Here is a 22,550-nt window from a genome sequence, read left to right as displayed (position 1 = left end):
TCCTCTTTCTACGACCTGCTACGACGTCTCTCAAGACCTACGCCCTACGACAACTCACTACGCCCTGCTACGACTTCTCCACATACCGCAGTGAACGAAGTCCGCGTTCCAGATGCCAGTGCAGATAGGCGGACACCAGCCCGCTGCCCTCCCGCACATGCCGCGCCTCGCACGCGTCCGCCGTCTCCCAGTCTCCCGTGAGCAGCGCACCGAGGAGTTCCAGGGCCTGCGGCGAGGGTACGACGCTCCCGGCCACCCGGCAGTCCGCGCAGACGACCCCACCCGACGCCACGGAGAAGAACCGGTTCGGTCCCGGCATCCCGCACCTCGCGCAGTCCCCGAAGCTTGGCGCATAGCCGTTGACGGCGAGGGAACGCAGCAGGAACGCGTCGAGGATGAGATGCGGAGCATGCTCCCCGCCGGCCAGCGTCCGCAGCCCGCCCACCAGCAGCAGATACTGCTGCACGGCGGGCTCGCCCTCGTGATCGGTGAACCGCTCGGCCGTCTCCAGCATGGCCGTACCGGCGGTGTACCGCGCGTAGTCGGCGACGATCCCGCCACCGTACGGAGCGATGGTCTCACTCTGGGTGCACAACGGCAGCCCGCGGCCGATCAGTTCGCTGCCCCGCGCGAAGAACTGGACGTCCACGTGGGAGAAGGGTTCCAGCCGGGCACCGAACTTCGACTTGGTCCGCCGCACCCCGCGCGCCACCGCGCGTACCCGCCCGTGACCCCGCGTGAGCAGCGTGATGATCCGGTCCGCCTCACCCAGCTTCTGGGTGCGCAGCACGATGCCGTCGTCGCGGAACAGGCTCATGCCGTCCATTGTCCCCTACGGCTCCGCGGCGCCACGACGCATCGAGGCATCGGCACCTCAGGGCACCTCACCGCGGCTGCGGGCGTTCGCGTACGCGGTCGCCGCGCTCAGCCGCTCGGCGGGGGTCGCGTCCCGCACGGCGGCCGGCTCGACGTCCCACTCCCGCCCGCCGCCGTACGGACGCAGCTGAACATAAGGCCCCTCATGCCCCATGACGATGCCCACTCGTCCGGTACGGGTATCCATGGCGACCGATCCGACCGGCGGTTTCATCGCTCTCCTCGCAGCTGAATCCGCAATTCCATCAAGGTGCCCTTCGCCTCCGATCAGTGTGCCCACACCTCACTCCCCTCCCTTTTCGAGTTTCACGCTTCTCCACTTCACGGCACCCTTCCGCCCCTACACTCGGCAGGAGTCTGTCGACGGCAAGTGGCGACAAGTACGGGGCAGCACAAGGGCGTTGGCCTTGGCCAATGGTTCACGGCCGACGCCTCGGAAGTTTTATCGGCCAATTCGAACAGGCCATTCGGAAATCACAGGCGGGGCCGTCCAGCGGGTTTGCCAGGATTCCCGAAAACCAACGCCAATTTTCGAGCACCTGCGCATAGGCACGCGCCCGCCCCTCTTCCGGCTATGGAACGAGGCTCGAACGAGGGAGGCCACTCATGCCGGCCCGCATCCACTTCACGGACGACGACCTCGCACACATCAGGCTCGCGCAGACACCGGACCCGTTATGGGAAGCGCTGCTGAGCACGCACGTACTCCAGACCAACACCGCGTCGGCGGTCTTCGACCCCTGACGGCGGACGGTACGACCCGAACTGCCCGCCCCGGTGCGCGAGTTGCTCCGGCTCGCACCGCTCCACGGATACCCCCCGGACTTCCTCACCCCGGCGGGCGGAGCCGACGGCCTGGAGGCGGGGATAGGCGCGCTGCTCTCCACCCCGCGCGGGCGACTCCGGCACGATCTGCTCGAACTCTCGCGCACGGGCCGGAAGTTGCCACCCGCCTGGACGCCGAACGCTCCCCGCACGACCGCTTCCTGACGAAGAGTCACCTGGACGACCTGCTGGGCAGGCTCCACCCCGGCCTCTCCTGGCAGCCACCGGTGCTCGAAGTCAGCGGCCCGGGCGGCGCGGACCGGGCCGTCCGGCTCGACGGCCGGGGCCTGTTCGTCCTGCCGTCGCACTTCTGCCGGCGGCACCCGACGCTCCTCAAGGACCCCACGCTCCCTGTGGTCGTGGTCTACCCCATGGCCCAGGACACGGCCGTAGGCCGGACAACGCTCGCGGAGCACCACGGCATGACGACCACGGAACTCGCCCAGGGGGTGGGCATCGCCCCTGCCACGGCCGGCCACCACGCCGGGGTACTGCGCGAGGCGGGCCACCTGAGCACCTCGAGGGCGGGCGAGGCGGTCCTGCACACGCTCACACCACTGGGCCTGGCCCTACTGGACGGCCAGCGGGTCGATACGGGCCTTGAGCAGGCAGAACTCGTTGCCCTCGGGGTCGGCCAGCACATGCCACTGCTCGTCCCCGGTCTGCCCGATGTCGGCCCGCCGAGCACCGAGCGCCAACAGCCGTTCCAGCTCGGCGGCTTGATCCCGGTCGGTGGGATTGACGTCGATGTGCAGCCGGGACTTCCCCGGCTCGGGCTCGTCCCGCCGGCTGAAGAAGATGGTCGGATGCGGCCCCCCGAACCCTTCCTGCGTCCCGATCTCGGCCCACTGCCCTTCCTCGCGCTCGAGCACGACGAAGCCCAGGACCTCACACCAGAACCGCGCCAGCAGCTCGGGGTCACGGCAACCGAGCACGAGTTCACCGATACGACACGCCATGAAAAACCTGCTCTCAGGGACTCCCAGCAGTGAAAACAACCTCGCGACCGTACTGGAGGATTCGAGCACGGTCGAAGGGTTTTCCGTCCCCCGTAGGGCAGTTGCGAACCTGAGGCCATGCCGACCGCACTCCGCAAACGCACCGTCCGACTCTCCGTCCTCGCCCTGGCCTCCCTCGCCCTGCTCCTGACGCCGGGCACGGCACAGGCCACCACCTGCGACGGCGGCTACCAGTTCCACTGGCACTGGAACGACGACTCGCTCTTCTTCGACACCACCTGGGGCAGCATCAACCAGGCCAAGCCGATAGACGGCACCTTCCAGGTCACCAACTCCGCCCCGCAGCAGTACCAGGGCTACCCCCCGAGAAGCTCGGCTACGGCGACATGTCCGTCAACACGGACCCGCCCCCGTACTAACCCGACGTGGCCGCCGAGGCGGAGCCCTGCTGGGGCTCCACCTCCGGCTCCGGGTCCCGGTCCGCAGGCGTCGCCTCCCACAGCACGTTGAAGCGGTTGATGCGTTCCTCGACGTGTTCGCGGGTCATCTTCAGGGTCGTCTTGGCCGGCATGACGCGGATGTCCGGCTCGGTCTCGTAGCAGAGCTCGCCGTCGAAGACGATGAAGTCGTTCAACGAGTTCATCTGGGCGGTCGGTTCGAGGAGGGAGCGGACCGCGATACGCGCGTCGATCCCGAACTTGCGGTGTCTTTCGCAGAGTTGGCGGAGGCTGCGGGTCACCTCCGATTCCTCGTCGACGAGGAACACGCGTCGGATCTGTACCCGGCGGGACTTGATGGCCGATTCCTGGGCGGCGAGATAGCGGCGGGCCGGCTCGCTCGACCAGAAGTCGCGGTCGACGGAGGTGCTGGTGGCGTAGAGCGTGCGCTTGACGCACTTGGTGAGGTCGATCAGCCACTCGTGGTTCTCGCCGGGGCAGTCCGCCGTGCCGTTGCCGAGGTTCTCCATCAGGAGGGCCAGGCGGCCCAACTCCTCCTCGGCGAAGGCCTTTACGATGTCCGCACCCTGCTCGCCGACTTTTGTGTAGCCCAGTACCAGCCGGGTCACCTCGTCGGAGCGGAGCACCGAGCCGTCGACCTTGCTGTACAGCTCGGTCGCCGCGTTGATCTTCGCGAAGCTCTCGTCGACCGCCGCGCGCATCTCGGTGTGGTGGCTGGACAGGCTGTCCTTCATGTCCCGGATGCGCCGTTTCTGGCTCTCTTGGACGGCTTCCAGCCGCTCGCCGAAGTCCACGAGCAGTTGCACGATCAGGGTCGCGCAGCCCAGGACGATGGACATCGTCCACTGCCACAGGTCGCCGTCGTTCTCGTTGAGGACGTTCGTCACGAAGAAGGCGGCCACTCCCGCTAAGACCGCGAACCCCGTCCTCATGAACAGCCTCGACCCGCGCTGGGGCTGATCCTGCTGTGGAACGGCCCCTGGTCCCGCCCCCGTTGTTGTCGTCACTCCGTTCATGTGAGCCTCTCCCCCGTCGGATATGCGGTTCGTGCCGCCCCGTCAGCGCGTGCTCAGCGCCTGGTGCAGCAACGGGATGGCCTGTATGGCCAGTTGGTCCCGGATACGCTGGCGAAGGTTCTCCCATTGGCGGCTGAAGCCCGGTTCCCGCTCCAGTACGTCCCACAGGTGTCCCAGCATGCGGTCCACGTGCGCGCGCGGCATCCACAGATGCAGCAGGTGATCCACGGCCGGGCGCAGTGCCAGGACCGCCGCGGGCCCGTCCGCCGCACCGAGCCGGCTGTTCTCCAGCATGTGCACCACCGTCGTCAAAAGCCAGTCGTGCAACGCGAGGTCTTCGCAGAGCCCCGCGACCGCGGCCGCCTCGGTGCCTTCAGGAACCCTCAACTCGACTGTCCGCAGGCCGTCTTCGGCCAGCGTGAAGCGGTCCAGCGTCGCCTCCTCGCCCTCGGGTGCCTGCCGTGCCGCCCAACGCAGGTGTGTGCGGCGGGACTTGAAGGGTGCCTTGTGGTCGAGGAGGGGGTGGCGCACCAGCTGTGCCAGCAGTCCCTCGGCGATCATCCCCAGGTCGAGTTCGCCGCGCCCGCCGCCGCGCAACACGCCCTCCGCGGTGGCCTGTTCGGGCAGTTTCCCGAACGGCTCGACGACCCCGGGGCGGACGAGGTAGTGCCCCCAGGGCCGGCGTACGTCGGGTCCGGCGGCCGGGGCGCTGAAGTAGGCGGTGGACTGGATGACCCGGCCCTCGGTGAGTGCCGCGCGGGCGGCCACCGTCCCGACGGCCCTGACCTTGGCGCCGTTCGAGGTGGGCAGCCGGCAGTCCACGCCCGTGAGGACCTCGGGCGAGAGGGCGTAGAGATTGGGCCGCTCGGAGACCCGGACGTGTTCGTCGGCGCGCAGCCGCAGGAGTTGGGCGGCGGCGCGGCCGTCCAGTGCCTGGAAGGAGGGCAGCAGACCGGTGCGCACCTCGCCGCAGGCGAGGACCGAGCGCGTCTGCCGTCCGGGGGTCGTCATGTCAAGTCCCGTCGGTCGGCACCGAGTTGGCGGGCTCCTCGTAGAACACATAGGTGGCGCGCTGGGCCACCGCCTCCGGTACCGCCACGCCCTCGCCCGCGGACCGCTTGGCGACCTGTTCGAGCGCGACGGAGTCCACGTCTATCTGGTCGAGGATGAGCCGTACGGCGTCCTCCACGGCCACGAACCGGTTCGCCATCAGCGTGCAGGTGCGGTACGCGCTGAACGGGACCCGGGTGTCGCTGAGTTTGAGCAGCGGCGGCAGCCGGTCCCAGTCGCGCGGGAAGTCCCCGCCGGTCCAGGGCTGCGGGACCAGCACCGGTTCGCCCAGGTGTCGTAGCAGACCCAGGCGGGCCAACTGCCATACGGCGGCCAGGAACGGGCAGGACCACAGGCGGCCCTTGTCCGTGTCTGACCACAACTCGACGTCCATGAAGACGGAGTGGTTGCGGGCCGCGGTCTCGTGCGGGGGCTGCCAGGTGACAATCTCCGCAAGCGCGCTGCGCGTTGGGGTGGTGCGCTCGCCGTTCGCGAGCCAGCCCGTCTGGCTGACCGGGGGGCGGGAGCCGTGGCTGCCGGGCGGCGGTGACTCGACCAGGCGGTGCATGACGGACTCGGCCAGTTCGATGCGGTCGGCTACCGCGCAGCCCGACTCACGGGCGAGGTAGTCGATGACGAGGCCGGCCTTCTCGGCCTCTTCGAGGACCAGCGGGACGAGTTCGGCCGGGGTGGAGAAGCGGGTGAAGTAGTCGTCGATGAGGAAACAGGTGCTGATCCGGGGGCGTTTGCCGCCGGTGCGGCGGGTGGCGGAGGCGCGGGCCGCGTCCACCCAGATCCGGACCTCGGCGAAGTGCTCGCGCAGCCGCCCCGGGCCCGCCTCGAAGTCCTCCATGTAGAGGTGGCCAAGCTCCAGCGAGAGATGGGCCAGCGGCACGGACTGGGTACGCGGGTCCGCGGTGGTCTCCCGGAAGACGGCCTCCGTCATGCCTCCTCCCAGTACTTGTCGTCGGTCAGCCGCGCGGCCAGATCGCTGAGCGCCTGCCAGGTCTCCATGGTGGCGATCTGGCTGTCCAACACGTCCTCGTCGGTGATGAGTTGCTCCCGCCACTGCAGCACCGGTTCCAGCGGCACCGAGCCCAGCACCTGGCTGTAACCGATGCCGTGGTGCGAGGCGAGATGCTTCAGCTCGGTGTCGCACTGCTCCATCCACGCCGACTGCGTGGGTGTGGCCTGCGACCACAGCGCAGAGTCGGGATCGGGTACGGCGGCCCGTACGAAGCGGATGGCGCCGCGCAGCGCGTCCTCGTCGTGGCCGCGGGCGACGCCGCCGGCGAGGATGCCGCGCTTGCCGTAGACGAGGCTGGCCGCGGCCTCCACATGCTGGCGGGTCCAGCGGTGGAAGACCAGCCAGCGGGCCAGGACGCCGCTCATCTCCCGTTGCGAGGTGGCCGCGAGGACCATGTCGACGGCGTAGCTGCGGCCGGCGCTGAGGTCGACGACGATCAGGTCGAACTCGCTGTTGAGGCGCAGCAGTAGGTCCACGCAGCGGCGCAGATTCTCGCCGGAGGTGGCGAACTCGCCGCCGCTGAGGTCGCCCGGCATGAGGATCAACCGGCCTGCTCCGGGCGGCTGGTTGCGCAGAACACGGTGTTCGGTGTCGGCCCAGACGTCGATGCGGACGGGTTCGCTGATCTCGCCTATCAGGTACGAGTGCAGGCCGCGGTCCTCGGCGGCCTCGCGGGCGTCGGGCACGTCGAAGACGGCCGAGGCGGTGGGCGAGCCGAAGTCGAAGTCCAGGTAGCAGACGTCGTCCCCCGTCAGCGCGCGCTGGTAGGCGAGGTTGGCGCTGGTGACGGAACGGCCCGTGCCTCCCTTGTCGGAGGCCGCGAAGATCAGCACGGGTCACACTCCCTGGACCGCGGCGGCCTGGCGGGCCCGGGCGAGTGCGTCGAGCTGACCCAGGACGTCGAGGGTCAACGAGTAGGCGGTACCCGGCTGTTCGTCGACGAGGGCGCGGGCGCGGCGCAACTTGACCTCGATTCCCCTGAGTTGCATGCCGCGTTTGCCGTCGGCGTTGGGCGCGGGCGCCATCTGTTCGTTGCCCAGGAGGTGGGTGGACTCGCTGAGCAACGCCCGTGCCAGCTCGGTGAGTTCGAGGCTGCGGATCGGGGGCTGCGCGTACATGTTGTGGACCTGGACCATCACCTCGGTGACGCGCTCGGTGATGCTCCAGGACACCGGGCCCTCGGTGAGGGCGGTCTCCGGGTAGATGGCGTGCACGTTGTCCCACAGGCCGACGCCCTCGCCCTCGCCCATCCGGCGCCGCCACACATGGCCGAAGATGTCCTCGGCCAGCCTGAGCAGCCGGTCGTGCGCGGAGAGGTTGCGGGAGAGCGTGCACAACTGAACGGTGCGCTTGAGGAGTTGGGCGGAGAAGTCGCTCATCGTCCAGTCCATCGGCGGACCGATGGTGCCACCGCCCTGGAGGGGCAGGGTGACGCCGGGGTTGTGCAGCTGGATCATCGGGTCGTCGCGCGTCATCCGGCTGGTGATACGGCCGCGTTCGGCGAGGCGTTCCATGACGCGGACGGTGCGGGTCAGGTCGTCGTCGGTGGCCCGGCGGCGCATCAGGTCGTGCACGAGGATCGCGGCGACCGAGAGCGAGAAGTACTCGGACTCCAGCCGCTGTCCCGTCGTACGCCAGGGGATGTCCTCCAGGGGCCAGCGGTCGCCGTCGAAGCGGGCGATGCGCGACCAGTACTGCTGGGTGATCTCCCAGCGCAGTCGCAGCGCCTCGGCGAGCTTCTGCTGTTCGGCGTTGAGCAGGCCCAGGGTGAGGGTGCGGTCCGAGAACAGGTCCTGGATGCCGTCGAGCGCGACCACCGTGAAGTAGAGGTACGGCACCGGGTTGGCGACGCCGCTGGGCTGCGCCCCGATGGACTCCTCGGTCTCCACCTCGGGCGCGTCCCGCACCAGGCTCCAGGCCCAGCCGCACTCGAAGAGCTGGCTCTCGTCCTTGAGGGCTTCCTGGACGTCGAGGCCGAGGATGAAACTCTCGATGACGGCGGCGCGCAGCGGGCGGAACCGGCGCTGGAACTGCTCCAGCACCTGACGCTGCGACAACTGCCCCTGGCCGAGCAGTTCGCAGAGCGTCTGGCCCTGGGAGGAGTCGGTGTCGTAGACGTTGACCGTGAACGACCGCAGCAGGCTCACCATGGCGGCGGTGAGCCTGTTGCTGGTCGCGACCTTCAGCTCTCTGATCGTCTCCTGCATGTCGCCGCGGCGGGTCTTGGACTCGTAGACCTTGAGGAAGCCGAGCAGGGCGAGACACAGGGTGATCGACATCGAGAACGAGTCGGTGACGCCGAGTTGACGCTGCTCCTCGGTGAGGTCCTGCTCCTTGTCCCGGGACTGGAAGTAGTAACCGCCCGCGAACGTGGGCCTCTTGTCGTCGGTGTGGGTGCGCATGAACTCGACCGCGGCCATGACGAGGTTGGCCGGAATCTCCAGCCGCCCGCCGGCCCGCTTCAGCGTCTGCTGTACGTCGGTCAGCGTGGTGTCGGGGTCGTCCAGGCGGAACGAGGGCAGCTCGGTGGCCGGATACAGCAGGCAGAGCAGGCGCTCGGCGTCGGCGACGCTGCTCTCACCACCCCACTTTCCCCACGCCCACTCCCCTCCGTCGAAGGAGTGGCGGGCGACCGCCTGCCAGATGTCCAGCAGGTGCTGCCGCGGCTTGATCTCCATTCCATGCCCCTCACACAGACCGCACTGCCCTCAGCCGAGGAATATCCCTCTTCTGTTGTGAAGATTCACCGGTCGGCCGCCCTGTCAGCCGTTCGGAATCTGTGGGTCCGAATTTCCGCGCCAGCCGTAGGAGAGGATCATTCCGGAATACCCGTCCCGCACCGCGGGCTCGGTTTTGAGCCGCTGCACCTTGAGCTCGTCCGCGAATGGTTCAAGCCTCTCCCGCACCTCGTTCTCTCCCACGTCGCACGCGGGGAAGAAATGCTCACCCGCGTGATAACCCTTGGAGTGTTCCATAAAAGCGGCGGCAAAGGGGGCCCCGGGGGCCAGGGCGCGCATGAAACGCTCCACACCCAGGGCGAACTCCTCGTCGGAGGAGGTCATCGACTCGGCGACGAAGAACATCGTCCCCACCGACCACTGGCCGGCGGACTGCTCAAGATCGAAGATATTGCCCTGCTGAACCTTGACGACCTTGCGGAATCTCTCGCGCGGGTCGGCGTCGAAGGTGTCGTACGCCCTGTTCCCGCACAGGGCGTCCCAGAACTGGTCCCAGTTCTTCGCGTACGAGTCGACCTGGCTCTCCAGATAGGAAACGTTCGAGGGCGAGCGCTCGTAGAGGGTGATCTCGTCGCACCACGGCAGCATGGACAGTGCGGGATAGAGATTGGCTCCGGCGCCCACGTCGATGCCGTATACCGGGCCGACGCCCTGGTTCCGGAAATGGCCCGCGAAATGATCCCGGAGAATGGGAAGGATCTCGGCGTCCTCCGCCTGTAGGTCACGGTAGTTGTGATCTACATATGCGATCGAATCGAACGCGCTCCAGGCGACTTCCGCGTTTTTCACCAGTCCACACTAACAACATCACAGGCGCGACGTACACCTGATCGTCAATTTCGTAGGGCAATCTACGTCAAGTCACAGCCACCGCTGGGGCGCACGGGGGGCGCATCGTGGCGAATACATTCATGAGACCTGATTCGGCCTTGAACTGCCGGATTGCCCCACCCAAGATGGGTGGAACCCTGCCGAACACACCAGAAAGGCAGGACGCACGCGTCTCGCCCGTACCACCCGTACGAGTCATCCGAGCCGTCAACGCGCAATTGACTTCCTACCCACAGGAGGCAGTATGACGCCCTTTCCGGAGGAACGTTTCCCTTCCCTGGGGCACCGCGCTGACCAGGCATTCTTAGGCGACCGCGCCGACCGGCACCTGACCCTGAGGGGTATCACCGAGGCCGACCTGCCCGAACTCCTCCGCGTGGACAGGGAGGCCTTCCCCGAGGAGCCGTACCCCGCCTTCGTGCTCCGGCAGTTCTGCGACATCCACGGCGACCGCATCCTCGTCCTCGACGACGGCGAGGGCCTGCTCGGCTACATCCTCTTCGTCAACACCTCGGACGGCTACGTGAGTTGGATCATGAGCCTGGCCGTCACACCCCACCAGCAGGGCCATGGACTGGGTCGGCGCCTGATGGCCGAGGCCCTGCGCCGGCTGCGCACGGAGAGTGTCCACCAGGTCCGCCTGACCGTGGAACCGACGAACGCCGCCGCGATCATGCTGTACCGCTCGCTGGGGTTCTCGTCCGAGCAGGGAGTGCTCAAGGACTACTTCGGGCCGGGCGAGCACCGCCTCCTCATGACACTCGCCTTGTGACATTCGCCCTATGACGGTAGTTCCACGCCAGCGCGTGGAACGCCTCCTTCGGTTCCCAGTGCCACGGTGAACTCGGGTCGTACGGACGGTCCTTGACGGTCCTGGTGATGGCGTAGCTCGCCATGTCGAGGTCGTGGCTGGGATCGTGGGCGCGATGGGGAGCGTCCGGGGTCACGAATTCGAAGGCCATCGCCCCGTACAGGCCCATCGACTCGAAGACCTCCAACAGGTCGACCACGTAAGCCGCTTGGGTGTGTTCGCTGCGGACGAGGTGGCCCTTGATCTCCTCCGGGTCCTTGTCGTGGTCGACGACGTTCCAGCCCATGCCGGCCGTCTTCTCGGCGCCCTTGTAGGCGCAGGTGCCGAACTCGGTGATGGTCACGGGCTTGCCCCAGCGTTGGTAGGCGCTCAACTCCCGGACGTAGTCGGCCGGTTGGCGGAAGTAGGAGTAGTAGTCGATGCCCACGATGTCGAAGAGGTTCCAGTCGACCTCGTCGTCCTGGGCGGCGGCGTAGCTGAGGTTGCCGTGGAAGACGGAACGGCCCGTCGTCGCCGCCTTCTTGGTGAAGGCGTCCAGCCTGCGCTGCATCTTGGCCGGGTCGAACGTGCCGTTCAGGATGTTCTGGACGCGGTCCAGGACGGTGGCCCCCGGCACGATCCCGGGTACGAACAGCCAGAACTCGCAGCCCACGCTGAAGTCGACGCTCGCGCCCTGCCGCCGGAGGCGTTCCGCGAACCGGCCCGTCTCCGCGAGGTGTTCGAGGATGTCCCGCTCCGGGACGTCGGCGAGGGTGGGCTGGAGCCAGATGTGCAGGCCGAGTTCGGCGGCCTCGGCGGCCGTCGCGGTGAGACGGTCGACGCCGTCGCCGGTGACGTCGACCGTGTCGGCGTGCAACTCGTCGCGGATCGCGCGGAGATCGGCGCGCATCCGGCGCGGGTTCCAGGCGGTGGCGGAGGTCTCGCCCTCGCCGACGGTGTAGACGACGCCGTGGTGGCGCAGGCCGGGGCGGCGGCCACGTGTCGCGTGCGGTTGCGGCTGTGCCGTCGCCTGTCCTGAGGGCAGCAGCGCGCCCGCCGCTCCGAGGGCCAGCGCCCCCGTCAGGAACTGGCCCCGAGTGATCCCCTGTGAGTTCGCCATGCGCCCACTGTGCCGAGCGCTGGCCCGTCGCGGTGTCCGCCGATGGTCTACGGCGGCGCAACCAAGGAATGACGCCCTGCGTCGGTCACTGGAGAGATCGTTGACGGAGATCGACCGTTCGTCGACGGAGACCGAACAAAGGAGAGCACGATCTCAGGCTCCGAACAGTCCCCTACTACCCCTACGACCACTCGCCGCACCCTCCTCAGCGCCAGTGCCGCCACCGCCGCGACCCTCCTCGCCGGTGCCTCCTCGGCCCAGGCAGCAGACAGCACCGGCACCGGCACCGGCACCGACGTCACAACGGGCCTCCGCGCCCTTGAGGATCAACACACCGCCCGTGTGGGCGTGTTCGCGCATCACCTCGGTACGAAGAAGACCGTCGTGCACCGTGCCGACGAACTCTTCCCGATGTGCTCGGTGTTCAAGACGCTCGCCGCCGCGGCCGTCCTGCGGGACCTGGACCGGCACGGCGAGGTGCTCTACAAGGTCGTGCACTACACGGAGGCCGATCTGGTCGACGGTTCCGACCAGACCCGGGCACACCTGGCCGACGGCATGACGGTCGAGCAACTCGCCGACGTGGCCATCCGCTACAGCGACAACGGCGCGGGCAACCTGATCCTGCGCGAACTCGGCGGCCCTACCGCGATCACCCGCTTCGCCCATTCCCTCGGCGACCGGGTCACCCGGCTCGACCGCTGGGAGACCGAGCTGAACTCGGCCGAGCCGGACCGGATCACGGACACCACCAGCCCGCGCGCGATCGCCGGCCTGTACGGCAAGCTCGTCCTCGGCGACGCGCTGCGCCGCCCCGACCGCGACCGGCTCACCGCGTGGCTGCTCAACAACACGACGAGCGCCGCCCGTTTCCGCGCCGGACTCCCCGCGACCTGGACCATCGCCGACAAGACGGGCAGCGGCGACTACGGCACCGCCAACGACGTCGGCATCGCCTGGACGGAGGCCGGTGACCCGGTCGTCCTCGCGGTCCTGACGACGAAGCCGACCCTGCCCGACGCCCCGTACGACAACCAACTGGTCGCGGACACGGCCAAGTTGGTGGCAGAGGCGATCAGCTAGTGCGGAGCAGACACCACCGCTAGCGCGGGAAGTACTGCCTCGGCGTCACCCCGACCACCCGGTGGAACGCCGCCGTGAAGGAACTCGCCGAGGCGTACCCCACCCGTCGCGCCACGGACTCCACCGGCAGCCCCTCGGCGAGGAACGGCAACGCGGCCTGCATCCGCAGCCGTTCCCGCCACTGGCCGAACCCGAGGCCCGTCTCCGCGACGAAGAGGCGGGCCAACGTCCGCGCGCTGGCACCGACTTGGCCGCCGTACTCCGCCAGAGTCCGCCCGTCCGCCGGGTGGGCCCGGAGTACCTCGGCCACCGCCCGCGCCCGGGGATCGCGCGGTTCGGGCACGGACACGCTGGTCACCGGCACCGGCCGCAGCTCGTCGAGGAGCACCAGCTCGGCGCGTGAACGGGCGTCCTGTGTCAGGTCCGTGCGGTCCAAGTGCTCGACGAGCGCGTGCAGAAGAGGGGTGACCGCGACAACCGTGGGGTCCCGCCAGCCGACGTGCGGGCAGCTCACCGGGGCGACGAAGGCGCCGCGCATGACGGCGTCACCCTCGGACTCCGTGGCGTGCGGGACGTACGCGGGGATCCACAGGGCCAGCGACGGCGGCAGCAGCCACGTCCCGTGCTCGCTGCGGATCCGGAGCAACCCCCGTTCGGAACAGAGGAGTTGGTGGTCGGGATGCCAGTGCGTGGCGAAGGCGGTGCCGCGCGGCATGAGGAACTGGCCGACGAGGATGGCCGTGTCGGACCGGCGCCCCCGCTCCTGTCCGTTCCGCGACATGACACGTCAGCCTAGCCCGTGGCGGACACCCGCCCGCCCCGCCTAGCGTCGACGTATGCCGATGAACCGAGCCCACCGCAAGCTGTGCAGCTCCGAGGGGTGGGCGCAGACGACGAAGGACCGCATCCTGCCCTGGGCCCTGGAGCACGTCGAACTCGGCGCGGACGTACTGGAGATCGGCCCCGGCTACGGCGCCAACCTCCGCGTCCTCGTCGAGCAGGTCGACCACCTCACCGCCGCCGAGATCGACGCCGACACCGCACGGCTGCTCCAGTCCCAGTGGGGCGAACGGGCCACCGTGCTGCACGCGGACGGGGCCGAACTGCCGCTGCCGGCCGCGTCGTTCGACTCCGTCGTCTGCTTCACGATGCTCCACCACGTGCCCACGGCCGCCCACCAGGACCGCATCTTCGCCGAGGCGTTCCGCGTGCTGCGCCCCGGCGGCACGTTCGCGGGCAGCGACAGTCAACCCAGCTTCCGTTTCCGGGTGTTGCACTTCCGGGACACGATGAACACCCTCGATCCGGCGACCCTTCCGGCCCGGCTGGAGGGGGCCGGTTTCACGGATGTGGGCGTCGACCTGCATCCGGAGGGCGGCGGCCTACGCTTCCGGGCGCGCCGCGTGTGACAACTACCCCTGCCCGAACCGCCGTACGTACCGCCGCTGCCACGGCGTCTCCACCGCGTGCCGGTCGTAGTGGGCGCGGACGTAGGCGACCGCCTCCTCCGGCGGCACCCCGTCGAGGACCGCGAGGCAGGCGAGGGCTGTGCCGGTGCGGCCCCGGCCGCCGCCGCAGGCGATCTCGACGCGCTCGGTGCGAGCCCGCTGCCAGGCCTCGGTGAGGACCGTGCGGGCCTCGGCGCGGTCGGCGGGCAGCCGGAAGTCGGGCCAGCGCAACCACCGTGCCGACCAGGGGACTTGGGGCGGCGGGCCGCCCAGCAGATACACGCCGTACGTCGGGACCGGGCCGTCGGCCGGGAGTGGCCGGCGCAACCCGCGGCCTCGGACCAGGCGGCCAGAAGGCAGTCGTAGGACGCCGGTGGTGGTCGGGTGCCAGGGCTCGGTCATGTGGCCAGCGTAGAGATGACGGGCCGTCCGCCACCCCCAAACGTCAGCCCACTCCCCGTGACTCCTGTGCCGCCCGTGCCTCGATGCCGCGGAAGTGGTCCGCCATCGCGCGCTGTGCGCCCTCGACGTCGCGGGCGCGCAGTGCGGTGACGATGTCGCGGTGGCGACGGACGGTGAGTTCGGGGGCCGGGTCGTCGGTCCAGCCGCGGGCGCCGGCGACGCGGCGGAACACCGTCCAGAAGGCGCCGAGGAGTTGGGGGACGAGTTCGTTGCCGAGCGAGGCGTAGAGCAACTCGTGGAACTCCCGGTCGAGTTCGGGGAAGGGGCGGCCGGCGCGGCCCGCTTCCTCCATCCGGTTCACCACCGCTTCGAGTCTGTCCAGTTCCGGTTCGGTGACGGTGGCAACGACCCGATGAATCAGGCCTTCCTCCAGTACCTCGCGCACCTGGAGGACCTCGGCCAGCGCGTCCGCGTCGTCCTCGTGCCTGGTGAGCGTACGGAAGGTGAGGCCGTCGACGAGCGGGGTCAGCGAGGCGCGGCCGACGTAGGTGCCGTAGCCGTGTCTGATCTCGACGATGTCGAGGGCCTGGAGGGCTTTGAGGGCCTCGCGGACGGAGTTTCTGCTGATGCCGAGGTCGTCCATCAGCTCGGCCTCGGTGGGCAGGGGCGCACCGGGCTGGAGCTTGCGGTCGAGGATCAGCTGGACGATCTCGCGCTGTATCCGACTGTTCCTTGGCTCCCCGGACATGCGCCGCATCGTAGCCGCATCAGACGTCCCACGTCCCACGTCTGACCCCGGCCGGACCTGATGAGGTGTCAATTGTCGCCATTCCCGCGCCTTTTCAAAGCGCCATTGGTCCGACCTCTGACGGCTACGCCATTCGTGTGCGATGCCTTGACCGCCCCCACGGCCGCTCTTATGGTCGCGCTGACCGCAGGACGTAGGACGTCGTACCTCCTGGAGTAACCATGCGCGAAGACGTGACCCAGAACGTGCCCGCGCTGCACCGCCGGGCGTTCCTGAAGTACTCCGGCGCGCTGGGCGCGGCGGCCGCGATCTCCTCGTCCCTGACGGCCTGTTCGTCGGGGCCGCAGTCGACGAACGACACCGGCGGCGGGGGCACCGGCAAGAACCGGACGCTGACCGCGGTGATCGGCTACGGCAACGACGGCAGCTGGGACCCGACGCAGACGGCGTCGGCGTTCGCCATGGCCGGCAACAACCACATCTACGAGGGGCTGATCGACACCGACCCGATCACCCGCGCGCCCTACCCGGCGCTGGCGACCGCCGTGCCGAAGGACACCGGCGGCACCTCGTGGAAGTTCATGCTGCGGGCGGGCGCCAAGTTCCACGACGGGCAGCCGGTCACCGCCGACGACGTCGTCTTCGTCTTCGACCGCATCCTCGACCCGAAGACGGCGACCCTCGCGCAGGGCTTCTTCGCCAGCTGGCTGAAGGAGGTGAAGAAGATCGACGCGCAGAACGTCGAGCTGGTCCTCAAGTTCCCCTTCCCGGAAGGGATTTCACGGCTCACCCTCGCGAAGATCATGCCGAAGCACATCTTCTCGAAGCCGGGTGCCTGGGACGACGCGATCAAGGGCAAAGCGGTCGGCTCGGGGCCGTACAAACAGACCGCGCACCACCCCAAGTCCAATACGACCTTCGCCGCGTTCGCCGACTACAACGGCCCGCGCCCGCCCGCCTTCAAGACGATGAACTGGTTGACGATCGTCGACGCGGCACCGCGCGTCGCCAAGATCTCCGGGTCGAGCGCGGGCGCGCAGATCGCCGACAACATCCCCTACGCCAACATCCAGCGGCTCCAGAGCGGCGGGATGACGGTCTCGGGCGGGGCCGGGATGAACAACCTGTTCCTGATGTTCAACACCCAGCACAAGCCCTTCGACGACGTACGGGTGCGCCAGGCGCTGCATTACGCGATCGACACCGGCAAGATGGTCCAAGTCGCCCTGCGGGGCCACGGAAAGCCGTCCTCGTCGTTCCTCAACGAGGGCAACCCGACCTACCGGCGCGCGAAGACGGTCTACGACTACGACCCCGACAAGGCGAAGGCGCTGCTGAAGGCGGCCGGGGTCAGCGGGCTGAAGATCAACATCATCTCGGTGAACGTGAGTTGGATCGTCGACTGCCTGCCGACCATCAAGGCGTCCTGGGACGCGATCGGTGTGAAGACGACCCTCTCCCCGCAGGAGACCACGGCCGTCTTCACCAAGATGGACCAGAAGCAGGACTACCAGGTGGTCGCCGCCGCCTCCAACCCCAACCAGTTCGGCCTCGACGCGGACCTGATCATGCACTACAACTACGGCCCGCAGAACCTCTGGATGGGGTACGCCCGTTGGGCCGGGAACTCCGTCGCCAAGCAGCTCTTCAGGGACATGGACCAGGCCACCCGGGAACCGGACGCGGCGAAGAAGAAGACGATGATCCAGGACTACATCGACACCGTCGCCGAACAGGCCGTGCTCTACCCGGTCGTCCACAACGAGCTGATGACCGCCTGGGACCCGAAGAAGCTGACGGGGATAAGGGCGCAGCCCTACCCCGGCATCAATGTCCTCCAGGCCAAGTGGGTCTAGCTACACGGGAGTTGGACCATGGTCACCGTCCTCCGGATTCTGGCCCGCCGGATCGTCCTGCTCGTTCCGCTGATGCTCGGCATCGTGCTGTTCGTGTTCGTGGTGATGCGCTTCTCGGACGTCGACCCGGCGTCCGCGTTCTTCCAGGGCGCCAACCCGACCCCGCAGCAACTGCACGACTTCCGCGAGCGGAACGGCCTGCTCGATCCCCTGCCGCTGCGCTACGTCCACTTCGTGGGCGCACTCCTGCACGGTGACATGGGCACCAGCGCGCTGACCCGGGCACCGGTCCTCCAGCAGGTCACCACCGCACTGCCGCTCACCCTCCAACTCACCTTCCTGGGGCTGGTGATCGCGGTGGTGCTGTCGCTGCTCGGCGGGGTGACGGCGGCCATCTACCGTGACCGGCTGCCCGACCAGATCATCCGGGTCGTGTCGCTGACCGGGGTCGCCGCGCCCGGCTTCTGGCTGGCGCTGCTGATGATCCAGTATCTGGCCGTGGACCAGGGCTGGTTCCCGACCGGCGGCTACATCAACCCGGCGGACTCCCTCACCGGCTGGCTCAAGACGATGGCCCTCCCGGCGCTCGCGCTGTCGCTCCCGGTGGCGGCCCAACTCACGCGCATCGTAAGGACATCCGTCGTCGAGGAGCTGGACAAGGACTACGTCCGGACGGCGATCGGCAGCGGCCTGCCACCCCGGGTCGTGGTCGGCCGGAACGTGCTCCGCAACGCGCTCATGAACCCACTCACCGTGCTGGGCCTGCGCGTCGGATACCTGCTCGGCGGTGCGGTCGTCATCGAGACCATCTTCTCCCTCCCCGGGATGGGCAAGCTGATGATCGACGCCGTGCAGAACGGCGACCCGGCCGTCGTCCAGGGCGTGGTGCTCACGACGGCGACCGGGTTCGTCGTCGTGAACCTCGTCATCGACATCCTCTATCTGCTGGTCAACCCCCGCCTGAGGGATGCCTCCTGATGTTCACTCAGTTCTCCCGCAAGGGCCTCGCCGAGACCCTGTCCCGGCCCGGCATCCGGCTGCGCGGTTGGCGCCGGCTGCCGCTGCTGTCGAAGGTCGCGGTGTGCTTCCTGGCGGTCGTCGTCCTCGTCGCGCTGCTCGCCCCGCTCCTCGCGCCGGACGACCCGCTCGACCAGCAGCTCCCCGTCGACGGCACCGGGCACCCCTCGGCCGGCCACTGGATGGGCCAGGACAGCCTGGGCCGGGACATCCTCAGCAGGCTGATGTACGGCGCCCGTTGGTCCCTCGCGATCGGGCTCGGGGCGACCGCGCTGGCCCTGGTCGCCGGCGCGCTGATCGGCGCGGTCGCCGCGACCTCCCGCAAGGGCGTCGACGAGACGCTGATGCGCTGCCTGGACGTGGTGATGGCGTTCCCCGGCATCGCGCTGGCGGCCGTGCTGGTCGCGGTGTTCGGCGGCGGGATCACCGTACTGATCTGCGCGATCGCGTTCCTGTTCACCCCGCCGGTCGCAAGGGTCGTACGGGCCAACGTACTTGACCAGTACGGCGAGGACTATGTGACGGCCGAGCGGGTGATCGGCGCCCGCACACCGCACATCGTCATCAAGCACGTGGCCGTCAACTGCGCCGCCCCGATCCTGGTGTTCTGCACGGTGCAGGTGGCGGAGGCGATCGTCTTCGAAGCGTCGCTGTCGTTCATCGGCGCGGGCGTCCGGCCCCCGGACCCGTCCTGGGGCAGTGTCATCGCGGACGGCAAGAACATGGTGCTGACCGGGGGTTGGTGGGCGACGGTCTTCCCCGGCCTGCTGATGCTGGTCACGGTCCTCTCGCTGAACATACTGTCCGAGGGCGTCTCGGACGCATGGGCGGCCCCGGCGGCGCGCGAGGTGGACGTACGGCCCGACGAGGACCCGCTCGACGCGCCGGAGCCCGGAAGCGGCGAGGTGCTCCCGCTCCCCGGCCTGACGGAGGCGGCGCTACGACTCCGGTCCCGGGCACGGCCGTTGCCCGACCAGGACGGCCAACCGGTCCTGGCGGTCGAGAACTTGGCGATCGGCTTCGAGGGCCGGCACCAGGGCGTGGACATCGTCGACGGCATCAGCTTCGAGGTGCAGCCGGGTGAAGTCCTCGGCCTGGTGGGCGAGTCGGGCTGCGGGAAGTCGCTGACGGCGCTCGCGGTGATGGGGCTGGAGCCGAAAGGTGCGCGGGTTCGGGGCCATGTCCGGTTCAACCAGCGGCAGTTGGTCGGCGAGCCGATGAGAATCCGCCGCAAGCTGCTGGGCCACGAGATGGCGATGGTCTACCAGGACGCGCTGTCGTCGCTGAACCCGGCGATGACGATCCGCGCCCAGCTCAAGCAGGTCATAAGGCGCGGAGGGCACCGCGGGGCGGGCGAGTTGCTGACGATGGTCGGCCTCGACCCGGAACGCACCCTGCGCAGCTACCCGCACGAACTCTCCGGTGGGCAGCGCCAACGCGTCCTGATCGCCATGGCGTTGTCCCGCGACCCGAAGCTGATCGTCGCCGACGAACCGACGACTGCCCTGGACGTCACCGTGCAGGCGCAGGTCATAGAGCTACTGCTACGGCTGCGCGAGGAGTTGGGCTTCGCGCTGATCCTCGTCTCGCACGACCTCGCGCTCATCGCCGACGTCACCGACCGGGTGGTCGTGATGTACGGCGGACAGATCGTGGAGACAGGCGTGACCGCCGACCTCGTGGAGTCACCGGCGCACCACTACACGCGCGGTCTGCTCGGCAGCGTGCTGTCCCTGGAGTCGGCGGCCGAACGGATGACCCAGATCAAGGGGGTCGTCCCCTCCCCCGCGGACTTCCCGGCGGGGTGCCGGTTCGCGGACCGGTGCCCGTTGGCGAGCGATCTCTGCCGGACGACGGCGCCGGGTCTGGTCGGGCCGCGTACGCATACGGCGGCGTGTCACCATCCGGCGGTCGACCTGGTGGGGGCGGTCACGTGAGCGGGGTGGTGGTCGAGGGGGGCCGAGTGAGCGGTGCGGGTCGGTTGTGGGACGGGTTGGGGGTGGGTGGTTCGGGTTGTGTGCGGGGTGCAGGTGAGCGGGGGCTGGTCGCGCAGTTCCCCGCGCCCCTTGGGGGTTGGGGTGGGGCGGGGTGAAGGGTGCGGGTGTCGAGCGGGAGGCGGGCGAGTGAGCAGCGCGGTGGTTGAGTCGGAGGGTGGTCAAGTGAGCGGTGTGCTGGTCGAGTTGGTCGGGGCTCATGTCGTGCACAAGGCGCGCAGCGGTGGGCTGTTCAGCCGCGATCGGGTCTACGCGCTGACCGGCGCCGACCTCACCATCGCGCCCGGTGAGACGGTCGGCGTGGTCGGCGAGTCCGGCTGCGGGAAGTCCACGCTGGCGAAGGTGTTGGTGGGCGTGCAGCGGCCGACGGCCGGGACGGTGTCGTTGCGGGGGCGGGACCTGTGGTCGATGCCGGACGGCGAACGCCGGGCCGCGGTGGGCACCGGCATCGGCATGATCTTCCAGGACCCGTCGACCGCGCTGAACCGGCGGCTGACGATCCGGCAGATACTGCGGGACCCGCTGGACGTGCACGGTCGCGGCACGAAGCCCGAACGGGAGGACCGGGTAAGGGAGTTGATGTCCCTGGTAGGCCTTCCGCGCGCGCTGGCGGACGGCCTGCCCGGACAGCTCTCCGGCGGGCAGCGCCAACGCGTCGCGATCGCACGGGCGTTGGCGCTGGACCCCGACCTGGTGGTGGCCGACGAACCGACCAGCGCGCTGGACGTGTCGGTCCGGGCCCAGATCCTCAACCTCCTCCTGGACCTGAAGGAACGGCTGGGCCTGGCGCTGGTGTTCGTGTCCCACGACATCCAGACGGTACGGCGGATGAGCGACCGGGTGATCACCATGTACCTGGGCCGGATCGTCGAGGAGACCCCGGCCGACCAGGTCACCGACCGGGCCCGGCACCCGTACACCCGCGCCCTGTTCTCGGCGACCCCGGGTCTCCTCCACCCCATCGACCCGATCCCGCTGATCGGCCCGGTGCCGTCGGCCACGCGCCCGCCGAGCGGCTGCCCGTTCCGTACGCGGTGCTGGAAGTCGGACGACGTGTGCGCTTCCGTCATGCCGGACTTCTCGGCCGCGTCGACACCGGGACATTTCTACCGTTGCCACCATCCTGTAGAGGAGGACCTGTCCACCCGCGACCTCGTTCGCCAAAGCCGCCCCATGGAGCCTTCATGACCCTCCCCGCCCCGAGTGAGCCGCAGGGACGCGCCGGTGTCGAGGGGGCGAGCGCGCGGAGGCCCGCAGGGCCGAGCACGGTCGCGCCCTCGACACCGGCTTTCAGCGTCCCGGAGGCGAACGATCAAAAAAAGCTGACCGGTGTCGTACCGCCCGTCTGCACGCCCCTGACACCGGACCGCGAGGTGGACGTCCGTTCCCTCCTCAGGCTTGTCGACCACCTGGTCGAGGCGGGGGTGCACGGGCTGTTTCTGCTGGGGTCGACGTCGGAGGCGGCGTATCTGACGGACCGGCAGCGGAGGTATGTGGTGGAGGCGGTGGTGGCTCATGTCGGGGGTCAACTCCCTGTACTGGCAGGGGCGATCGACATGACGACGCCTCGGGTGCTGGACCATGTGGCCGCCGTGACGGACGCGGGTGCGGACGCGGTCGTGGTGACCGCGCCCTTCTACACGCGCACCCATCCCGCCGAGATCGCCCGCCACTATCGCCTGATCGCCGCCGCGTCGTCGGTTCCCGTGGTGGCCTACGACCTTCCCGCCTCCGTCCATACGAAGTTGCCGTCCGACCTCGTCCTCGAACTCGCCGCCGAGGGGGTTCTGGCCGGGCTCAAGGACTCCAGCGGGGACCTCGGGGGGTTTCGTACGGTCGTCACCGGCGCGCGTGTCCATCCGGACATCACCGGGTTCAGTGTCCTCACCGGGTCCGAACTGTTCGTCGACTCGGCGTTGGCGCTGGGGGCGGACGGGGCGGTGCCGGGTCTCGCCAACGTCGATCCTCACGGGTATGTCCGGCTGGACGCGTTGTGCCGGGCCGGGGACTGGGAGCGGGCCCGTGCCGAACAGGAGCGGTTGTGTGCGTTGTTCGGGCTGGTTGGGGTTGGTGACCCGGCGCGGATGGGAGGTAGTTCGTCTGCGCTGGGGGCGTTCAAGGCCGCGCTGTATTTGCGGGGGGTGATCGAGTGTGCGGCGACTGCGGAGCCTCAGGTGGGGTTGTCCGCGGACGAGGTGGAGCGGGTGGGGAAGTTCCTGGCGGGGGCGGGGTTGCTGTAACGGGTTTCCCACCCACCCACCCGTTTACGGTGGGTTGAAAGGTGAACCCCTGGGGGCTCCGCCCCCAGGGAC

General features: G+C 69.0%; 23 protein-coding genes. 10 read left to right on the top strand and 13 right to left on the bottom strand.

The genetic code is table 11. The features are described from left to right. Positions 1 to 67: 67 nt before the first annotated feature. Together recO and OG504_RS35380 are read right to left on the bottom strand one after the other, a co-directional pair. Positions 68 to 817 (bottom strand): DNA repair protein RecO, encoded by a 750-nt coding sequence (gene recO, locus OG504_RS35385; RefSeq protein ID WP_393755358.1) that lies wholly within the window; start codon positions 815 to 817, stop codon positions 68 to 70. 57 nt (positions 818 to 874) lie between these two features. Beyond that, positions 875 to 1,090, bottom strand: a complete 216-nt coding sequence (locus OG504_RS35380; protein ID WP_043676597.1) for a hypothetical protein — start codon at positions 1,088 to 1,090, stop codon at positions 875 to 877. 392 nt (positions 1,091 to 1,482) lie between these two features. Between OG504_RS35380 and OG504_RS35375 the strand changes: the two genes are divergently transcribed. Both OG504_RS35375 and OG504_RS35370 read left to right on the top strand, forming a co-directional pair. Further along, positions 1,483 to 1,620 carry a hypothetical protein gene (locus tag OG504_RS35375; protein WP_405993430.1) on the top strand — a complete coding sequence of 46 codons (138 nt, stop codon included), beginning with the start codon at positions 1,483 to 1,485 and terminating at the stop codon, positions 1,618 to 1,620. A 33-nt stretch (positions 1,621 to 1,653) separates the two neighbouring features. Next, entirely contained in the window at positions 1,654 to 1,866 is a 213-nt protein-coding gene (locus OG504_RS35370; protein WP_405993429.1) for a hypothetical protein, read from the top strand. 404 nt (positions 1,867 to 2,270) lie between these two features. Here OG504_RS35370 and OG504_RS35365 read toward each other — a convergent pair whose 3' ends face one another. The 7 genes from OG504_RS35365 to OG504_RS35335 form a co-directional block, all read right to left on the bottom strand. Beyond that, positions 2,271 to 2,660, bottom strand: a complete 390-nt coding sequence (locus OG504_RS35365; protein ID WP_405993428.1) for a VOC family protein — start codon at positions 2,658 to 2,660, stop codon at positions 2,271 to 2,273. A 415-nt stretch (positions 2,661 to 3,075) separates the two neighbouring features. Further along, positions 3,076 to 4,005, bottom strand: a complete 930-nt coding sequence (locus OG504_RS35360; RefSeq protein ID WP_405993427.1) for a hypothetical protein — start codon at positions 4,003 to 4,005, stop codon at positions 3,076 to 3,078. A gap of 171 nt (positions 4,006 to 4,176) precedes the next feature. Continuing rightward, a complete protein-coding gene (locus OG504_RS35355; protein ID WP_405993426.1) occupies positions 4,177 to 5,145 on the bottom strand; it encodes an SCO2521 family protein in 969 nt (322 codons plus the stop codon). A gap of 1 nt (position 5,146) precedes the next feature. Continuing rightward, the gene (locus tag OG504_RS35350) at positions 5,147 to 6,130 is read right to left on the bottom strand and encodes an SCO2522 family protein (RefSeq protein WP_405993425.1); all 984 of its coding nucleotides are present in this window, start codon (positions 6,128 to 6,130) and stop codon (positions 5,147 to 5,149) included. Further along, a complete protein-coding gene (locus OG504_RS35345; protein ID WP_405993424.1) occupies positions 6,127 to 7,044 on the bottom strand; it encodes an SCO2523 family variant P-loop protein in 918 nt (305 codons plus the stop codon). Before OG504_RS35345 ends, OG504_RS35350 begins: the two co-directional genes overlap by 4 nt. 3 nt (positions 7,045 to 7,047) lie before the next feature. Further along, complete coding sequence (locus OG504_RS35340; protein WP_405993423.1) at positions 7,048 to 8,889, bottom strand: SCO2524 family protein; 1,842 nt, start codon at positions 8,887 to 8,889, stop codon at positions 7,048 to 7,050. A gap of 84 nt (positions 8,890 to 8,973) precedes the next feature. Continuing rightward, complete coding sequence (locus tag OG504_RS35335; protein WP_405993422.1) at positions 8,974 to 9,738, bottom strand: SCO2525 family SAM-dependent methyltransferase; 765 nt, start codon at positions 9,736 to 9,738, stop codon at positions 8,974 to 8,976. A 286-nt stretch (positions 9,739 to 10,024) separates the two neighbouring features. Between OG504_RS35335 and OG504_RS35330 the strand changes: the two genes are divergently transcribed. Beyond that, positions 10,025 to 10,552, top strand: coding sequence for a GNAT family N-acetyltransferase (locus OG504_RS35330; RefSeq protein ID WP_405993421.1), 528 nt, complete (start codon positions 10,025 to 10,027; stop codon positions 10,550 to 10,552). Here OG504_RS35330 and OG504_RS35325 read toward each other — a convergent pair. Then, entirely contained in the window at positions 10,533 to 11,690 is a 1,158-nt protein-coding gene (locus tag OG504_RS35325; RefSeq protein ID WP_405993420.1) for an abortive phage infection protein, read from the bottom strand. The genes OG504_RS35330 and OG504_RS35325 overlap by 20 nt on opposite strands. Before the next feature lie 150 nt (positions 11,691 to 11,840). On the opposite strand from OG504_RS35325, the gene bla reads away from it, so the two are divergent. Continuing rightward, entirely contained in the window at positions 11,841 to 12,773 is a 933-nt protein-coding gene (bla, locus tag OG504_RS35320; protein WP_405996516.1) for a class A beta-lactamase, read from the top strand. Between the two features lie 19 nt (positions 12,774 to 12,792). Here the strand turns inward: bla and OG504_RS35315 are convergent, their stop codons facing one another. After that, on the bottom strand, positions 12,793 to 13,554 hold the full coding sequence (locus tag OG504_RS35315; protein ID WP_405993419.1) for an AraC family transcriptional regulator: 762 nt from the start codon (positions 13,552 to 13,554) through the stop codon (positions 12,793 to 12,795). A gap of 55 nt (positions 13,555 to 13,609) precedes the next feature. Between OG504_RS35315 and OG504_RS35310 the strand changes: the two genes are divergently transcribed. Then, positions 13,610 to 14,182 (top strand): class I SAM-dependent methyltransferase, encoded by a 573-nt coding sequence (locus tag OG504_RS35310; protein WP_405993418.1) that lies wholly within the window; start codon positions 13,610 to 13,612, stop codon positions 14,180 to 14,182. Positions 14,183 to 14,185: 3 nt separating this feature from the next. Here the strand turns inward: OG504_RS35310 and OG504_RS35305 are convergent, their stop codons facing one another. Both OG504_RS35305 and OG504_RS35300 read right to left on the bottom strand, forming a co-directional pair. Continuing rightward, positions 14,186 to 14,623 carry a protein phosphatase gene (locus OG504_RS35305; protein WP_405993417.1) on the bottom strand — a complete coding sequence of 146 codons (438 nt, stop codon included), beginning with the start codon at positions 14,621 to 14,623 and terminating at the stop codon, positions 14,186 to 14,188. A gap of 43 nt (positions 14,624 to 14,666) precedes the next feature. Further along, entirely contained in the window at positions 14,667 to 15,380 is a 714-nt protein-coding gene (locus OG504_RS35300; RefSeq protein ID WP_399394831.1) for a FadR/GntR family transcriptional regulator, read from the bottom strand. A gap of 212 nt (positions 15,381 to 15,592) precedes the next feature. Here OG504_RS35300 and OG504_RS35295 point away from each other — a divergent pair, with 212 nt between their 5' ends. The 5 genes from OG504_RS35295 (at position 15,593) to OG504_RS35275 (ending at position 22,478) form a co-directional block, all read left to right on the top strand. Next, positions 15,593 to 17,227, top strand: coding sequence for an ABC transporter substrate-binding protein (locus OG504_RS35295; protein WP_405993416.1), 1,635 nt, complete (start codon positions 15,593 to 15,595; stop codon positions 17,225 to 17,227). An 18-nt stretch (positions 17,228 to 17,245) separates the two neighbouring features. Then, positions 17,246 to 18,205, top strand: coding sequence for an ABC transporter permease (locus tag OG504_RS35290; protein ID WP_405993415.1), 960 nt, complete (start codon positions 17,246 to 17,248; stop codon positions 18,203 to 18,205). Then, complete coding sequence (locus OG504_RS35285; protein ID WP_405993414.1) at positions 18,205 to 20,181, top strand: dipeptide/oligopeptide/nickel ABC transporter permease/ATP-binding protein; 1,977 nt, start codon at positions 18,205 to 18,207, stop codon at positions 20,179 to 20,181. The genes OG504_RS35290 and OG504_RS35285 overlap by 1 nt, the downstream gene beginning before the upstream one ends. Positions 20,182 to 20,403: 222 nt before the next feature. Next, on the top strand, positions 20,404 to 21,426 hold the full coding sequence (locus OG504_RS35280) for an oligopeptide/dipeptide ABC transporter ATP-binding protein (RefSeq protein ID WP_405993413.1): 1,023 nt from the start codon (positions 20,404 to 20,406) through the stop codon (positions 21,424 to 21,426). Continuing rightward, positions 21,423 to 22,478, top strand: a complete 1,056-nt coding sequence (locus OG504_RS35275; protein WP_405993412.1) for a dihydrodipicolinate synthase family protein — start codon at positions 21,423 to 21,425, stop codon at positions 22,476 to 22,478. The genes OG504_RS35280 and OG504_RS35275 overlap by 4 nt, the downstream gene beginning before the upstream one ends. Positions 22,479 to 22,550: the final 72 nt, after the last annotated feature.

The sequence above is a fragment of the Streptomyces sp. NBC_00986 genome (genome assembly GCF_045162565.1).
Taxonomy (GTDB): domain Bacteria; phylum Actinomycetota; class Actinomycetes; order Streptomycetales; family Streptomycetaceae; genus Streptomyces.
This window is presented reverse-complemented; position numbering and strand designations above follow the sequence as displayed.

Coding starts and splice junctions, on each gene's coding strand:
- OG504_RS35325 (WP_405993420.1), bottom strand. CDS start 11,690: ATGGCGAACTCACAGGGGATCACTCGGGGCCAGTTCCTGACGGGGGCG.
- OG504_RS35290 (WP_405993415.1), top strand. CDS start 17,246: ATGGTCACCGTCCTCCGGATTCTGGCCCGCCGGATCGTCCTGCTCGTT.
- OG504_RS35340 (WP_405993423.1), bottom strand. CDS start 8,889: ATGGAGATCAAGCCGCGGCAGCACCTGCTGGACATCTGGCAGGCGGTC.
- OG504_RS35310 (WP_405993418.1), top strand. CDS start 13,610: ATGCCGATGAACCGAGCCCACCGCAAGCTGTGCAGCTCCGAGGGGTGG.
- OG504_RS35375 (WP_405993430.1), top strand. CDS start 1,483: ATGCCGGCCCGCATCCACTTCACGGACGACGACCTCGCACACATCAGG.
- OG504_RS35365 (WP_405993428.1), bottom strand. CDS start 2,660: ATGGCGTGTCGTATCGGTGAACTCGTGCTCGGTTGCCGTGACCCCGAG.
- OG504_RS35380 (WP_043676597.1), bottom strand. CDS start 1,090: ATGAAACCGCCGGTCGGATCGGTCGCCATGGATACCCGTACCGGACGA.
- OG504_RS35285 (WP_405993414.1), top strand. CDS start 18,205: ATGTTCACTCAGTTCTCCCGCAAGGGCCTCGCCGAGACCCTGTCCCGG.
- OG504_RS35350 (WP_405993425.1), bottom strand. CDS start 6,130: ATGACGGAGGCCGTCTTCCGGGAGACCACCGCGGACCCGCGTACCCAG.
- OG504_RS35295 (WP_405993416.1), top strand. CDS start 15,593: ATGCGCGAAGACGTGACCCAGAACGTGCCCGCGCTGCACCGCCGGGCG.
- OG504_RS35330 (WP_405993421.1), top strand. CDS start 10,025: ATGACGCCCTTTCCGGAGGAACGTTTCCCTTCCCTGGGGCACCGCGCT.
- OG504_RS35305 (WP_405993417.1), bottom strand. CDS start 14,623: ATGACCGAGCCCTGGCACCCGACCACCACCGGCGTCCTACGACTGCCT.
- recO (WP_393755358.1), bottom strand. CDS start 817: ATGAGCCTGTTCCGCGACGACGGCATCGTGCTGCGCACCCAGAAGCTG.
- OG504_RS35275 (WP_405993412.1), top strand. CDS start 21,423: ATGACCCTCCCCGCCCCGAGTGAGCCGCAGGGACGCGCCGGTGTCGAG.
- OG504_RS35300 (WP_399394831.1), bottom strand. CDS start 15,380: ATGCGGCGCATGTCCGGGGAGCCAAGGAACAGTCGGATACAGCGCGAG.
- OG504_RS35355 (WP_405993426.1), bottom strand. CDS start 5,145: ATGACGACCCCCGGACGGCAGACGCGCTCGGTCCTCGCCTGCGGCGAG.
- OG504_RS35315 (WP_405993419.1), bottom strand. CDS start 13,554: ATGTCGCGGAACGGACAGGAGCGGGGGCGCCGGTCCGACACGGCCATC.